Genomic DNA, 15,351 nt, shown 5'->3' with positions numbered 1-15,351 from the left:
ATGTTAGGGTGTATAAACCTAAATATAACAAAATTAATAATAATTTGAAACAAACATGCTAAATAATAATTTTAATCCATTTAATTTTTGGAATCCGTCGAGTGCTCCGGCAAATGCTCATAATCCATTTATGGACCCGGGTGTTTTAATATCAAGTATGTCTGGGGCTTTGCAGAAAATAATGAGCGATCCAGACAAGCGTAAAGATGTGCAAAAGTCTTTACAAAGCTGTACCGAGGTTTTAAGCAAGTATATAATAAAGCGTATGGGCGGTGAGTTTGCAGAACCACCCATTGCATTGGCATCTAGAGATAAGCGGTTTAACCACGATCACTGGGAATCAAATATTTTTTTCGATATCATGAAGCAGTCGTATTTGGTGTTTTCAGATTGGTTTGAAAAAACGTTGAACGATGACGAGCTTGATTTAGATCCTGAAGAAAAAAAACAACTGCGTTTTTATGCCCAACAAATTACTCATTCCATGTCGCCCAATAACTTTGCATTTCTGAATCCTTCTGTCATAGAGGAGGCGCAAAAAACGGGGGGAGCCAGTGTGATGAAGGGGTTCATTACCATGATGGAGGACTTACACAAAGGTAAAGATCCAGACATGACGGATATGAACCATTTTAAGATTGGGGAAAATATCGCACTTTCAAAAGGGAGCGTTGTCTTTCGGAATGATCTGATCGAGCTGATGCAATATAACCCAACAACCCAAGATGTTTTTCAGACGCCCATGCTAATTGTTCCGCCGTGGATTAATAAATATTATGTGTTTGATTTATCACCTGAAAAATCTATGGTGCAATGGTTGTTGGATCAGGGCAGAACTGTTTTTATTATTTCATGGGTAAATCCAGATATTGCTCACCGATACAAAACGATCGAATCTTATATTTTAGAGGGTCCAAAGGCTGCGATTGAAGTGATACAAAAGATCACCGATGTTGAAAAAGTCGATGCCATGGGGTATTGCCTTGGTGGAACGTTGTTGGTGTGTGTGGCATCTTACTTTGCGGCAGTGAAACGGAGTGATATTGCATCATTAACATTACTTACGACACTAACAGATTTTTCCGATGCGGGTGATTTAACCGCGTTTGCAAGTGAAGAGTATGTTCAGAAAATCGAGAAGTTAATGAGCGACAAAGGATATCTAAGTGGTAAAATAATGGCACGTACATTTAATATGATGCGACCATCGGAATTGGTTTGGTCATACGTTGTGAATAATTATTATATGGGGAAAGACCCCGTACCGTTTGATTTTTTGTATTGGAATTCTGACAATACGAATATGCCAGAAGCAATGCATAGTAATTTGTTGCGTTTTTTCTATCAACAGAATCGATTGACTCAACCAGGAAGATATAAGGTGAATGGTGAGGGTATCGATCTGTCCAACATCGATCTGCCTATTTATATGATGTCAACTAAGGATGATCATATTGCGCCATGGAAGGCGACATATTCCGGTGTATCATTAATGAAAAATGCAAAACTGCAATTTGTATTGGGTGGATCTGGTCATGTGGCGGGAGTTATTAATTCGCCGGTGAAAGAAAAATATGGATATTGGCTGAATAAGAATTTGACGGCATCTGCAGATGAGTGGCAAGCTGGAGCAGAAGAGCATGCCGGTTCGTGGTGGATTCATTGGCACCAATGGTTATCAGGGCTAGGCGGGGCAAAAGTTGCTGCACGATCTGTAGGATCGGTTGAATATCCAGCATTAAGCGAAGCACCTGGGGAGTATGTTCTAAAATCGTGCGAATAAATTAGTTGGCAAGCTGTGTGAGCGTGTTATAATTCGATTGCTTTAATGGTGTTACAAAATGACCGACAATCGAAATTCTGAACAGGACGTGCCTGCTGAAATGACTGAGATGCAACCAAAGATGGCTCAGCCAGCTAACATATTTGTGCGATTGCTTTTGACGAGTTTAATATGTCTTGTTGTGGTGGTTGCAACGGGGTGGCATTTTATTATTAAGCCGTATATTAATTCTATTGAGTCGCAATTGTCAGAGACAATGACTGCGACACGGGGTGTTGCGCCGATGTCAGATGTTGAAGAATTGCGTAAAGGCATTGATGCATTGCAAGCTAAAGTTCTTAGCCTTGAGCAGCACAGTCTGCTGTATGTCGATATACAGCGAGATCTTCAGATTATGGAGGCAAAACTAAAAGAGCTTGATCATAAGATATCAGCTGATGTCTCTAAAACTCAAAACAATCAAGAATGGCGTGACGATATTGCCAAGGCAATTAACGCAGCAGAGCCCTTAACCTCGTTTCGTGAGAATCCGTTAATCCCAGAAAAAATTCGCGAGATGATTTCTGGGATAGATTTTATTCCAACCTATAAAAATATTTCTGAAAGCTGGGCTAAGTTTCGAAGCAGCATAAAATTGCAAGCTCAACCTTTGCAGAAAGAAATAGTATTGTCTGAAAGTTGGTGGGATGGGTTTAAAATTTTCTTAAAGAGCATCTTTAAAATTCAGCGATTAGACAAAGATTACTTAACTTCTGAAGAAGTATTTATCCGACAAGTAGATAAATTTTTGATCGAAAATGACGTTGAGGCCTTGTGTCGGTGGGTGGATCTTTATACTAATCGATTTGATGTGCCGACTAAAACGCTTGTGAAAGACTGGATGGACAAGTTGCGCAACTATCAACAGGGGCAATTAATTTTAAACAGGGTGAAGCGAATTAAATGATTAAGTCTATATTGAAATTATTATTGTTCTTGTGTATTGGGGGCGTGGTTGTATTTGCGTATCAAGCAAAAGGTCATGTAGATATTCGTTGGGAAAATGTATCCGTTTCGATGAAAATCGGAACCTTTGTATTGCTGATTTTGTTGGGCACATGGATATTGTTTTATGTGTTTTTGTTTGTAAATTATTTAGGACAGCTAGCAAAAAACTTAAGACAATACTGGAGGAATCGCCATGAACTGGAGGGTCATCGATATACAGAAGAAGCGATTTCTGCTCTTGCTGGAGGGCTTTCAGAAGTTGCTTTGAAGAAGGCTCGCAAGGGCTCAGAGCTATTAAAGGAGTCTCTGTTTGCGCAGTGGGTTTATGCTGTTGCTATGAACGAAGTTGGCAGTGGGTTGGATGAAAGCGTGATTGCGGGGTTGGTTAAGTCTAAAAGTTTTGGCTTGGCTGGATATCGGTTGCGTATTGAACAACTGTTAAAACAGCGAGATCAAGCAACGGCTGTCAATGAAGTTGAAGCTGCTGTTGAGCGATACCCAAATGCTATTTGGTTATTGCAGACTTTGTTCAAGGTTTATGTTCATCAGGGTGATGTTCAAAAGGCAATGGAGATTGCTAAAAAACTTAGACAACTTAATCATTCTGATGCAGATGCAAAAATGGCATTGTGTTATGTGTTGCAAAGTCGTATGGAAACAAAATTGGAACAGAAACTTAAATGTTTGCAATTGGCGCATGAGCTAGACAAAACAAATCCAATTGTGGGAATTGAGATATCTAGATTGCATATAGAAGCAGGACGCATAAAAAAAGCTCAACAGGTGATTGAGACTGTGTGGAAGTATTCTCGTCAACCCGAATTAGGGCATGTTTATCTGGAAACATTAACTGGTCTGAATTCTGAAGAAATGTTGGCGGGAGCCTTAAAATTGCTGGAAATATCAAGCGCTAGCACCGAAGGGTATGTTGTTGTGATTAAGGCATGCATTCAAAGTGAGTTTTATCAAAAGGCTAGATACTATTTAGAAAAAGCTATTCAAGCCAACGGAGGTATGTCCTATGGTTTGTTTGAATTGCGTGCTGATCTTTCTAAAAAGGATGCTGCGGAAAAAGTAGATTATCCACTTTGGATAAAACAAGTTGCTGCGCACAAGCGATTTGAAGGATGGGAGTGTGCACATTGCAAATCTGTTTCATATCAATGGGAAGCTGAGTGTTTGCGATGTGGAGACGTGGGCTCTTATTTTTGGAAGGGTGAACACGAACATGAAAACAATTTTTTTGCAATAAAAGGAGTTTAGCGCGCAATGAATAACGTAATGTATACAAAGCCGTATTGTCCATATTGTGTAAAGGCTGCGGGTATTTTAGATCGCAACAATATACAGTATGAATTAGTTGATATTTCCGAAGATCCAGCGTTGGTCCAAGAAATGCTGGATCGATCGGGTGGTCGTAAAACCGTACCTCAAATTTTTATTAATAACACGCATGTGGGTGGATGTGATGATTTAGAGGCATTGTATTTATCTGGTGGATTAGATAAACTATAGCTGACTTCTTATAATTTGGGTATGCGTCATTTGGTCGCTAATATACATTTTAGTACATGTCTCGCCTCGTTCCTGTACCTAAATTAAATTAATCTAGCTATATTAAAAAAGTGATTTTTATATAATGAAAAAAATTGGTGTGATGACAAGTGGTGGAGACTGTTCTGGTTTAAATGCTGCGATACGTGCCGTTACGTTAAGAGCTTGCGATCTTGGTATTCAAGTCCTTGGATTTCGTCAAGGGTCAATCGGTTTATTAAACAGAGACTATGTTAATCTAACCCCGAAAAAAGTTTCGTATGAATATTTAATGAAGGGTGGGTCAGTTCTTGGCTCCATTAACAAAGGAAATCCTTTTCAATACCTTACCGACGAGGGAATTCACATTGATGTGACCGCTGAAATAGCCGCATCTTATAAAGCATTAGAATTGGATGTGATTATTTCTATAGGTGGAGATGGGAGCTTTTCAATTATGCATTCATTAATGAAGAAATTTGATATGAATGTTATTGGGATTCCAAAAACGATTGATAATGATTTGTCATGTACGGATTATGCTATTGGGTATTCTACCAGTGTACAGGTGATTTCTGATTGCATCGATAAATTGCAAACTACGGCTGAAAGCCATCAGCGCATTATCGTTGTTCAGGTTATGGGGCGTGATGCGGGTCATTTGGCCATTGCTGGCGGTATTGCTGGCGGTGCTGACATTATCTTAATTCCGGAAGTGCCTTATTCAATGAATGTTGTGGCGGCGCATTTGAAAAAGGTATTTCGTTCTCAAAAGAAATTCGCAATAGTTGTGGTGTCAGAAGCTATTAAGACAGTTGACGGATCGTCTGTAATGGTGATGGATGAGGTAAACAATCGTCCGCGTTATGATGGTTCAGCAGCGTATATTGCAAACTTGATTGAGCGGCACACTGGATTGGAAACTAGACCAGTTGTATTGGGTCATTTACAACGCGGAGGAAGCCCAAATTCATTTGATCGATTGTTAGCATCGCAGTTAGGTGTGTATGCAGTTGATTTAGCGGTGCAAGAAAAGTTTGGTCAAGTGGTTGTAACTCAAAACAATGCGATTGCTCACGTCCCCATAGAGCACACTATTAATACATATAACCATGTTAATGTTCATGGTAATTTGATACATACGGCACGAGGTTTAGGCATTTGCTTGGGAGACGCATAATATTTAAAGCGGCTCTAACAAAGTTAGCATCGCTGTTTGCTGGGCTGTGTATTTTATATGGATCCGCGTATGCAAGTTCCACGGCAATAGTTTCTGTGCAAATTGGAGATCATCCTGAGTTTGTGAGATTGTCGTTAACTTGGCCACAGCCGATTAATTTTGATTATGTTCGAAAATCTACAGGTTTTGAGGTTCGATTTTTTCAAAAATCTGAATTATTGTTAGATCGTTTAATCAGTGTGTTTCCTGGAAGTTCTTATAGACAGGAGGGCAACCAAACGGTTCTGACTATTAATGTGTCGCCTAATCGCAATTTTATAGCTAAATCATACGGCAATATAACATACCTGGATGTTTATAAAGGTGGGGGGCAAGAATTAAAGCTTGTTCCCCATCCTAGTATTAAAGTAACTCATACAGCGGTTGCTGAAAAAAAGGACGAGGCTAAAGCCGCAGGGATTGATTTGCAAAACTTATTTAGGAGAGTCGCTGATTATCTTGGTGAGTTAAAGCCAGATATGGGGGCAACTGTTACCACAAGTGGTGATAATGGGATTCTGTTAAAATACCAGGATGCTCCGATTGCTGTTTATGAGTATGAAAAAAAAATATGGATTGTCATTTTAAAAGATGAGCTCCCTATACTTGAAAAACAAATAGAAGAAAAATATTCTATTCAGTTGTTAAAAATAAGTGGTGCGTTTGTGTTGCAGATAGCAGCAAAAGATTTTACAAATCCGATTGTATCTAAGGGAGATGATGGATGGAAAATAGACTTCAAACGAGCATTACCCTATGGAAATAACCCACAATTTTTCATACGAGATGGAACTGAAAAAATCAAAATGAACAGGTCTGGGTTGTTTGACCCGGTGGACGTGAATGGAATTTCTGTTTTTTGTACGTTGAGTCCAGAAGTGTTTGTGCCAATACAGATTGCTCATCAAAAAGTGAATGTTTTGGCGACGTCGGTGGGGGGTGCTTTTAAGACAGATACTCCCGAAGCGATAGAAATGGATAGAGATTTTATCACATTATTATCTGATGTAGGTACGCTGCCTCATGATCAACCTAAAAAGATAGATTTTAGTCGGCATGATTTGTCCGAGCCATTTTGGCGTTATAAACAAAAGTTGTTGGGTAGTATCGTGTCCATGGATGAAAATAGTATTCAAAAACACGTTGATCTTATTTTATTGTACTTATCAAACGGTTTTGGATCTGAAGCGGCAAGTGAAACCAAAGTGTTATCGCAAGAATCTGCCGAAATTGATCCTGAGTTTATAGCTTTATTAAGTAGCATTGCTGGAATTGTGGATGGAATTATTGAGGCTGATGTTGTTAATAAGCTGTTTTCATTTCACAAGGCGGATTTAGAAGCTGCGGCTTGGTGTGCGTTTGCCTTGGCTAAATTAGAGCAAAAGGTCATACCTTATTTCCTGGGGGAGTATTTAAGTCACAGCATTAATACATTCCCAGAGCCTGTGAAATCAATGCTGTTGGTTTCCTTGGCAGATCTATTGATCTTACAAAATGATATTGATCTAGCTGAAGCTATTATTCAAAAAGCTAATGAAACGCGACTTTCTCCAGAGACAGTTTTATTAAAGCAGTTTTTATATACCAAAATTAGAAAAACAAAATACAAGCAGAGTGAAGTGTCAGAGTTTAAAAGGCTGTTACGTCAAACTCAAGATCCATTATTAGAAGCGCGTGTTATTCTTGAAAGCGATTTGGTTGATTGGAAGAAAAGAGACCATCTTCAGTATATAGAAAAATTAGAGATAATCTTACCGCTTATTGAGGGGAGCTTGTATCATTTAGAAGTATTAGATTATTTGTTTAGATATCACATAAGTGCGAACAATTATCTGTATGGGCTGGAACTTGCGGTGATGTATAAAAAATTTCATCCAAAAGCATATTTCAAAATAAAACCTCAAATTCAAACTTTAATGTATGAGCTAATGCGAGAGAAAGCCCTTGAGAAAAGTGGGTTGATTTTTACGTTACAACTGCTTACAGAGTTTGTGGACGATTTACCATCAAGCGGACATATAGCGGATACTATTCTTGATTTGACACAAAAGGTTCAGCGAATAGGGTTGCTGGGAGAGTCTATTCAACTGATAGAAATGTATATCCGAAGAGAGGAAGTTCGATTAAAGCCTAAAAAACAACAGGCGGTATTTTTTCAATTGCTGGATTTTTACATAAAAAATGAAGATATGTCTAAAGCAAAAGATTTGATAGAGATAGTTGAAAAAGGTGGAAAGTTGACCAAAGGTGAGATGGAAAAGATACAAGTTTTCAAAGCGCGACTTTCATTATTAAAAAACAAACAAGATGAAGCTTTGGTTTTCTTACAAGTTAACCATTCATTAGAAGGGTTGAAGATAAAGTCGTCATTGTTGTGGGGGCAGAAAAACTGGTCGGGTGCAGCAGATGCTCTGGAGGAGCTTATTGATGTGCATGGTAACCAATTAGATAGTGAACGCAAAGAAAGATATATTGTTCATTTGGCGGCGGCGTTGGTTTTGAATGAGGAAAAATATCGTTCAAAGAATGTGGGTAGGCAAAAAACTAGAGTTACTCTTCAAGGGATCCTTCAGAAATATGAGGGGGTGCTTTCAAAGTATAAAGTCTTGTTGCAAGATCTGACCACAGAGCCTTACAATAGTTTGTCCGACACGCTGACGCGACAAGTGATCACAAATGAAATTAATGAAACCAATAAAATAGAAAATTTATTTAATCAATTAAAAGCAGTTCCAACCAACTAGAAAACGCGTTAATATAGCCGCGTATAAGGAGGTTCTTTAATGAGAAAAGTATTATTTTTCTGTGTAATGTCTGTGGTATTTAACATTTCCACAGTGTGTGGTTTATTAAAAGTTCAAGTGAATCGAGGAATATTTTCCCCTATACCAATCGCTGTAGTTGATTTTAATGGAGATGGCGATTTAGGAAAAAATATTCGCCAGATTATAGCGAACGATTTGGGTAATTCAGGATTATTTAAAACAATCCCTCAGGATGCATATATTCAAGATTCTGAATCGATTCACAAATCAGTTCGATTTTCAGATTGGCGTTTAATTAAAATAGATGCGTTAGTATACGGGACAATTAAAGAGTCTAGCGGCAAGGTGTTTGTTACGTTTAGGCTGGTCGACGTATTTGCTGAAAAGCAAATGGTTGCTTTAGAAATGCATGCTGACAAAGCTGATTTTAGAAAGTTAGCCCATATGATTTCTAACGCAATTTATGAGCGTTTGACAGGAGAAAAAGGGTACTTTACAACCAAAATAGCTTATGTTTCAGAAATGGGTAGGGCTGATCAGCGTATTAAACGTTTGGCTGTAATGGATTGCGACGGGGAGAATCATCGTGATTTAACATCGGGTCGTACATTTGTAATGACACCTCGATTTTCTCCTGACGGAAACAAAGTCGCATATTTTAGTATAGTGAATCATGCGGGTAATGTTTTTATCTATGATATTCACGAACATACCACAGAGTTGCTTGGAAAATTTAAGGGGATGAGTTATGCCCCGCGATTTTCAGCCGATGGAAAGAAAATATTATTTAGTATTGCAGAAGGAATGGTTTCTCATATTTATGAAATGGATTTAAAGACGCGCGAGAAAAAACAGTTAACGAAAATTCCGTCCCTAAATACATCTCCTTATTATTCGCCCGATGGTCAGCATATTGCCTTTGTATCGGATCGTAGTGGTACACCACAGATTTATATTATGGATCGAAGTGGCGAAACCAAAGGAGAGTCGGCAAAGCGTATCACGTTTGGACAAGGGCGATATTATACACCTGTGTTTTCTCCTAATGGACAACATCTGGCGTTTACAAAAACGCATGGGGGAACGTTTTATGTGGGGGTGTTAAGGCCAGATGGCACGGGTGAGCGTACATTGGCGCAGGGCTTTTTCGTGGAAGCCCCCACGTGGTCTCCTAATAGTCAGATGGTGATGTACACACGGCGCACACCGATTAATCCTCGTACAAAAACTGAGATTGCAAGAATTTATTCCATTCATATTTCCGGGTTTAATGAGCGGGAAATGTTAACACCTAGAGATGCAACAGATCCAGAATGGTCTGCAAGTTTGTAGACACGTGTCTTGTAGAAATTGATAACGGGGGCTTTGGCCCCCTTTTTTGTCTTTATTGTGTGCGCTTGTATCCTTCGCCATCGACGCGCACTATATATAGCGTGACGATGTACCCTTGAGGTAGATTCGATGTGCTAAAACATGGGTTTTGTGCAGTAAATATAGAGATGATCCCAAGGCTCACAGGTTCGTTTTTTCGTGATTGGCTATAATTAGCATCTTTCGCTGTGGTGTTTTTTAAGTGGGACGTTCATCCAAAATGGGGCTCATTCTAATTATAGCAAGGCACATGTATTTGATTACAGATTATCAGAAAAAGCGCAGTGGTTAATCTGGGGTTAATAAAGGTTAAGATTGAGTTAACACGATTTTTTTACCACCCCCCGCCCCAGTCACCCTCAGTGACCTTCGGGTGGGGGGACAAAACCCACTCCCTAAATCGAGACTAAATAGACGAAACAATCCGTCATTTCTTCTCGAAATGGTGGGTTAAAATAATAATGTATGAGATCTCTAAAACTAATATACCTCACAAACGTTAACAAAAGATTGACGAGGTGGATATTTTTTATCTTTATGAACATTTTCCGTAAGGTATAAAAATACTCTCTCAGTACTGTGTCAGAATTAAAGGTGTTTAGCTATAGAGAATATGTTTTGCCCAAAAAACTTACTGCTCATTCTGCGTCGGCTTACGCATTGGGGGTCATAATTGTTAGTTCCTAAGTTTATTAACAAATCCCATGAGTAAAAAAATCCCCCGCATATAGCTATAGGGGGGGGGATTCAAAGGCTATCAACCTAATAATTAGGCGTTGATAGTTTCTTTTAATTCTTTTGCTGGGCGAAATTTGGCTTGTATTGCTGCTGGGATGGTGATGGGCGCTCCAGTTTGAGGATTGCGTCCTTGGGTAGTTTCACGTTTCTTTTGATAGAACGTGCCGAATCCACTTACTCGAATTTCTTCATTCTTTTTTAGACCCTTTGCAAGTTCTTGAAATAGGGTTTGGATTAATTTCTTTGTATCAGTTTTTGTGAATCCCGTTTCGGTGGCAACGACATTAATTAGATCAGTTGTATTCATTAGAGGTACCCTTTCTTATTATTAATTTTTATTAAGAATAATCCGGATTTTTCATACTAATCAAGAAGAATGTGGTTAAATTATAAATCGTGATTTTTTCAACACACCTTTTAACAGGTTAATCGGCATTAATGAAAAATAAATAATTGATTAATTAATTTAAAGAAGTGTAGTCAATATGGGGGCTGTTGACACGAAGTTGTTGCATTTTATGTTTGAATGTGAGATAAGGGCTTTAATGTCTATACACAACGGGGTGTAGCGTAGCCTGGTATCGCGCTTGCTTTGGGAGCAAGAGGCCGGAGGTTCGAATCCTCTCACCCCGACCACTTGAATAAGAATAAAAAGTTCACTATGATACTTAATGGGGTATCCAAGGGGAGACTATTTTATATGAACATCTTAGACACGTTACGAAACAATGTATTCTTATTAGGATCTGCCAGTGGATTGGTTCTGCTGGGGCTTTGGTCATTGGTGCCATCAAACAAAGTTGATCCTGTGCAAGAAAAGCGAATCTTACAATTTATTACAGAAAATTCTTTAGAATTATCTAAAACGACATCAGCAACGACGACTGTTATTGTTCCGGATATGCCACAAAATTTTGTGGTATCTGTCGAGCCTGGCGATACGTTGGCTGACATTCTACAAGAAAAAAAGATTTCAAAAAAACAATCCTTGCTGATTATTCAAGCACTTTCTAAATATGTTAGCCCTAAAAAAATTCGTGTGAACGAAAAGATTAGTTTACTAATTAAAGGTAACGCTGATGGAACCAGTGAGTTGTTACGATTGTCGGTTGCGAAAGATAAGCGTAGCCAGGTAGAAGTCATCAAGAATAAGGACGGTTACTATCAGGCAAAGTTGTTAGAAAAAGAATTAAAACAACTTACCGAATGTGTGACCGTTCCGATTAAGGGAAGTTTGTTTGCTGATGCGGCTAAAAAGAAAGTTCCCTATGCGGTTATTCGACAATTAATTGCTGCGTATAGTTATGACGTTGACTTTCAACGTGATATTAAAGCGGGAGATTCGTTTTCTGTTTATTTTGAACGAAGTGTAGATCCCGATACTGGTGAAGAACATATTAGCAACCTGTTGTATGCAAATTTAAAAATTAAAGGTAAGAACCGACCTGTATATTCATTTGAAACTGAAAATGGTGTTGGGTTCTACTATGCAGATGCGCAAAGCGTTAAAAAACAATTTATGTCTACTCCGATTAATGGCGCCAGAATTTCTTCTGGATATGGCCCTAGATTACATCCGATACATGGATATACACGGTTCCATCGCGGGTTAGATTTTGCTGCCCCGAAGGGGACTCCGGTAATTGCAGCCGCAGATGGTGTTGTAACGCGATCGTCATGGTATGGTGATTATGGTCATTACATTGAAATTCAACATGCTGGTGGCTATTCAACAGTGTATGCACATTTGAATGGTTATGCAAAACATATTCATCCTGGCGTTCGAGTAGCTCAAGGAAGAACAATTGGGTATGTTGGAACGACTGGATCAAGTACCGGACCGCATTTGCACTTTGAGTTAAAAAAGAATGGTGCGCAGATTAATCCAAAGACTAAATCGCTACATAATTCAACCAATAAACTGGCTGGAAATGATCTGTCGAAATTCCAGAAAGTTCGTCGTGAGATTGATGAAAAAGTCAATGCATCGGTCAAAAGCACAAAGCTTTAACTATAAAACTCCTAATGCTTTAGAAAAAAAGATTAGGAGTTAATCTTTCCTTGACAATTTTCGCGTAACCTATTAATAGTTGTTTCATGGTATTTTGCGCCCTTAGCTCAGCTGGATAGAGCATCAGCCTTCTAAGCTGGTTGTCGCAGGTTCGACTCCTGCAGGGCGCGCCATTAGATTTGTATGAAAGGGGGTGACATAGATGGAAGTATTAGTCCGTGATAATAACGTGGAACAAGCGTTGAGAGCTTTGAAGAAAAAGCTTCAACGTGAAGGCGTTTTTCGTGAAATGAAAATGCGTCGTGCTTTCGAGAAACCCTGTGAAAAACGCAAACGCGAATCAGCAGAATCAGGTAGACGTGTGCGCAAGTTAATGCGTAAACGTTTAGAACGCGACGGATTCTAATTTTAGAAATCTGTTTAAAACCCGCTGCGGCGGGTTTTTTGTATTGTGGGGTAAGAGTGAGATTGGTTGATATTCATAACTGTGGTTTACAATCAGGGCAATTCACAAGCGTCCGAACAGTTTCTGGGACGGGATCAATGAGTGGTCATGTTGCGTTTTCCAAAGATAAGGAGCCTTATGTAGTTTGGTTTATAATCTGTAGATTTGACGATGGTGAGCGTAGTATTAATGCATATTGGAGGGGGATAGCTGGTATTCGAAGCTTTGGTCAGCTAAAAGGTAAAAGCATTGTGTTGACTATGGGCGAAAATCCAAACGAGGAAGATTTTGGATACTATTATAATTCCCACAAAGGATTACATTGGTTGCAGATAGACTTATTAGACATAGTGGACAAAGAAATTCACGTCTGTATTAGGGCGCATAGAAATACTGAAGATGATGAACTAGAAGAGGGTGACGAAAGCCGTTATACTTTTATTGAGGGGAATTTCAAAATTTCGTTTGAGGGTATTCATATAAGAGAGCATGATTATCCCGGATCGCTTAATTTTTTGGATCACTCTGAAATGAAAGAGATCGTTGGTGAAGTGGTAGACATTAAAGATTTTAATGGCCCCTATTATTCATTTGGAGATCCGTATTCTAAAAAAGGCAGCTGTCTATTTGAGTGGAGTAATTAACCACCTTTGACGGCAACGTGACGTTGCGCCAGGGATGATCCCTGGACCCGGTATGTTGGATTGAGGAGGATTTGAGATATCAGAATTTAAACCCAGCTTTGACCCATTTCGGGCGCAGGATCATTAGGGTTGAAAAATGATTTTGAGATATTTTGTTGAAGAGTGTGTTTTAATTCCTTTTGTTGTTTGAAAGCGCTGTGTGTAAGGCTTTCAGAGCTAAGTTATATAAAATCCGTGTCAGATCACATCGGATCTAACCTAATGGAGACAGCGTCACGCTGTTTAAAACCGAGAGAATCCCCAGTAACCCGCACGTGCAAAAAGAACCCCATTTCTTACACGAATGGGGAAAGGCGGACTTTAGTATAAAATACAAAGTCGGTGTTTTACGAGCCCGTCGGCTCTAGGGGTTGTTTACAGGGCTGTGTCTACTGATCGGGTAGTGGAGCGCCTGTACTGGGGATTCGGTTCGGCGTTTCGTCTTTGAGTGGTTCAACCAAAGCTTCGTCATGGATCTTTTTAGGGATCATTTGGCTGAGAAATTCAAAGACGTAGAACGAAAAAAGGCTACCTAGGTTTTTGGGTAGCCTCTTCGCAATTCTATCTATTAGTATAGATAAAAAGTTTGGATTGTCAATAGTTTTTGCAATTCGTATCGAAGTATATCGGATCTATTTAATCTATTGAGTCCAGCGTCACGCTGGTTTGTCAATCTTTTGTTAACGTTTGTGAGGTATTGTAAGTTTAGAGCGCTCATACATTATTATTTTTGCCCACCGTTTCGAGAAAAAATGACGGATCGTTTCGTCTATTTAGTCTCGATTTAGGGAGTGGGTTTTGTCCCCCCACCCGAAGGTCACTGAGGGTGACTGGGGCGGGGGGTGGTAAAAAAATCGTGTTAACTAAATATTAACCTTTATTAACCCCGGATTAACGGCTGCGTGCCGCCAGGGATGATCCCTGGACCCGTTGGTAAGATCGGGTGTGATTAAGCTCGTGTGCTAAGAAGCAATATTACATGTGTTCAAAAAATCAATAGTTTCAAATAGGTAAACTTATTGGGTGCAGCGTCACGCTGCCAACCGCAGGTTGCCGCTATCAAATCGCGTTGCGATTTGCTTGAGCCGCATAGAAGCAGATGTTGGCACGAATCGAAGGGTTGATACAGCTGGTGGATGTGCTGGGAGAGATCTCCAAGGCATTAGATTGTTGTCGTTGGTAACGTGGCGTTGCATCCATTAGGTTGAATCCGAGCAGTGTGACTCTGCGCCCATAGGGTGTTAGATCCGATGTGGTTGGGCACATGTTCTAAGAAGCAGCCTGTCAGCAGTTTAAAATATCAATGTTTTGAAACAGACAAACTTAACGGGTCCAGCGTCACGCTGGTGCAACGGCATTGCCGCTATCAAATCGCGTTGCGATTTGCTTGAGCCGCATAGAAGCAGAGGTTGGTGCGAATGAGTGGGCGAGATCTGCAAGGTAATGTGTTGGTTGGTTGTAATCCGTGTCAGATCACATCGGATCTTAACCTATGGGATGCAACCTCAGGTTGCTAGCATCACGTTGCTTGAGAGGGAGGATGAAACTTAAAAAACTCGACCCTTCATGTTGTATAGCTAGCCGCAAATAAAACGGCTATGCTTTAGCGAATTGGATTATTAAATAATCTAATGATTTCAAGGTTACTCACTTAAGCGCATCTAACCACTTTATATAAAATATGATATATAGCTAATATTATATAAACGGGTGTGAATAACTTTTGCGGACATCCCCTAATATGTGCGCAACTCATCTCTGATTTATATGCGTCTGGCTATATAACCAAACCCAACGAAAACTGATGCGGGTCAAA

General features: G+C 39.5%; 11 protein-coding genes and 2 tRNA genes. 12 read left to right on the top strand and 1 reads right to left on the bottom strand.

Annotated features, from left to right (window positions below; translation table 11 throughout):
- Positions 1 to 55 precede the first annotated feature (55 nt).
- The 7 genes from CPBP_RS03870 (at position 56) to tolB (ending at position 9,619) form a co-directional block, all read left to right on the top strand.
- Entirely contained in the window at positions 56 to 1,783 is a 1,728-nt protein-coding gene (locus tag CPBP_RS03870; RefSeq protein WP_350331551.1) for a PHA/PHB synthase family protein, read from the top strand.
- Positions 1,784 to 1,841: 58 nt separating this feature from the next.
- Entirely contained in the window at positions 1,842 to 2,729 is an 888-nt protein-coding gene (locus tag CPBP_RS03865; protein ID WP_350331550.1) for a hypothetical protein, read from the top strand.
- Positions 2,726 to 4,033 (top strand): heme biosynthesis HemY N-terminal domain-containing protein, encoded by a 1,308-nt coding sequence (locus CPBP_RS03860; RefSeq protein ID WP_350331549.1) that lies wholly within the window; start codon positions 2,726 to 2,728, stop codon positions 4,031 to 4,033. The genes CPBP_RS03865 and CPBP_RS03860 overlap by 4 nt, the downstream gene beginning before the upstream one ends.
- Positions 4,034 to 4,039: 6 nt before the next feature.
- Positions 4,040 to 4,285 carry a glutaredoxin 3 gene (grxC, locus tag CPBP_RS03855; protein WP_350331548.1) on the top strand — a complete coding sequence of 82 codons (246 nt, stop codon included), beginning with the start codon at positions 4,040 to 4,042 and terminating at the stop codon, positions 4,283 to 4,285.
- A 124-nt stretch (positions 4,286 to 4,409) separates the two neighbouring features.
- Positions 4,410 to 5,483 (top strand): 6-phosphofructokinase, encoded by a 1,074-nt coding sequence (locus CPBP_RS03850; RefSeq protein ID WP_350331547.1) that lies wholly within the window; start codon positions 4,410 to 4,412, stop codon positions 5,481 to 5,483.
- 122 nt (positions 5,484 to 5,605) lie between these two features.
- The gene (locus CPBP_RS03845; RefSeq protein ID WP_350331546.1) at positions 5,606 to 8,266 is read left to right on the top strand and encodes a hypothetical protein; all 2,661 of its coding nucleotides are present in this window, start codon (positions 5,606 to 5,608) and stop codon (positions 8,264 to 8,266) included.
- 39 nt (positions 8,267 to 8,305) lie between these two features.
- On the top strand, positions 8,306 to 9,619 hold the full coding sequence (gene tolB / locus CPBP_RS03840) for a Tol-Pal system beta propeller repeat protein TolB (RefSeq protein WP_350331545.1): 1,314 nt from the start codon (positions 8,306 to 8,308) through the stop codon (positions 9,617 to 9,619).
- Positions 9,620 to 10,427: 808 nt separating this feature from the next.
- On the opposite strand, the gene CPBP_RS03835 is transcribed toward tolB, so the two are convergent.
- Complete coding sequence (locus CPBP_RS03835; protein WP_350331544.1) at positions 10,428 to 10,703, bottom strand: HU family DNA-binding protein; 276 nt, start codon at positions 10,701 to 10,703, stop codon at positions 10,428 to 10,430.
- 252 nt (positions 10,704 to 10,955) lie between these two features.
- Here CPBP_RS03835 and CPBP_RS03830 point away from each other — a divergent pair.
- The 5 genes from CPBP_RS03830 to CPBP_RS03810 all read left to right on the top strand — a co-directional run bounded on the left by CPBP_RS03830 (position 10,956) and on the right by CPBP_RS03810 (position 13,496).
- Positions 10,956 to 11,032 (top strand) — tRNA-Pro (locus tag CPBP_RS03830).
- A gap of 64 nt (positions 11,033 to 11,096) precedes the next feature.
- Complete coding sequence (locus tag CPBP_RS03825; RefSeq protein WP_350331543.1) at positions 11,097 to 12,407, top strand: M23 family metallopeptidase; 1,311 nt, start codon at positions 11,097 to 11,099, stop codon at positions 12,405 to 12,407.
- Between the two features lie 96 nt (positions 12,408 to 12,503).
- Positions 12,504 to 12,580: transfer RNA gene (locus CPBP_RS03820), tRNA-Arg, on the top strand.
- Positions 12,581 to 12,609: 29 nt separating this feature from the next.
- Positions 12,610 to 12,813: a 30S ribosomal protein S21 gene (gene rpsU, locus CPBP_RS03815; protein WP_350331542.1), complete on the top strand. Its 204-nt coding sequence runs from the start codon at positions 12,610 to 12,612 to the stop codon at positions 12,811 to 12,813.
- A gap of 56 nt (positions 12,814 to 12,869) precedes the next feature.
- A complete protein-coding gene (locus tag CPBP_RS03810) occupies positions 12,870 to 13,496 on the top strand; it encodes a hypothetical protein (RefSeq protein ID WP_350331541.1) in 627 nt (208 codons plus the stop codon).
- Positions 13,497 to 15,351: the final 1,855 nt, after the last annotated feature.

It is taken from the genome of Candidatus Bodocaedibacter vickermanii, assembly GCF_014896945.1.
In the GTDB taxonomy this organism is placed as follows: domain Bacteria; phylum Pseudomonadota; class Alphaproteobacteria; order UBA6184; family UBA6184; genus Bodonicaedibacter; species Bodonicaedibacter vickermanii.
The sequence above is the reverse complement of the archived record's forward strand: the minus strand, read 5'-3'. Positions and strand labels throughout refer to the sequence as shown.

Bases quoted from the DNA above. Each gene is read 5' to 3' on its own strand.
- CPBP_RS03870 (WP_350331551.1), top strand. From the start codon at position 56: ATGCTAAATAATAATTTTAATCCATTTAATTTTTGGAATCCGTCGAGT.
- CPBP_RS03865 (WP_350331550.1), top strand. From the start codon at position 1,842: ATGACCGACAATCGAAATTCTGAACAGGACGTGCCTGCTGAAATGACT.
- CPBP_RS03860 (WP_350331549.1), top strand. From the start codon at position 2,726: ATGATTAAGTCTATATTGAAATTATTATTGTTCTTGTGTATTGGGGGC.
- grxC (WP_350331548.1), top strand. From the start codon at position 4,040: ATGAATAACGTAATGTATACAAAGCCGTATTGTCCATATTGTGTAAAG.
- CPBP_RS03850 (WP_350331547.1), top strand. From the start codon at position 4,410: ATGAAAAAAATTGGTGTGATGACAAGTGGTGGAGACTGTTCTGGTTTA.
- tolB (WP_350331545.1), top strand. From the start codon at position 8,306: ATGAGAAAAGTATTATTTTTCTGTGTAATGTCTGTGGTATTTAACATT.
- CPBP_RS03835 (WP_350331544.1), bottom strand. From the start codon at position 10,703: ATGAATACAACTGATCTAATTAATGTCGTTGCCACCGAAACGGGATTC.
- CPBP_RS03825 (WP_350331543.1), top strand. From the start codon at position 11,097: ATGAACATCTTAGACACGTTACGAAACAATGTATTCTTATTAGGATCT.
- rpsU (WP_350331542.1), top strand. From the start codon at position 12,610: ATGGAAGTATTAGTCCGTGATAATAACGTGGAACAAGCGTTGAGAGCT.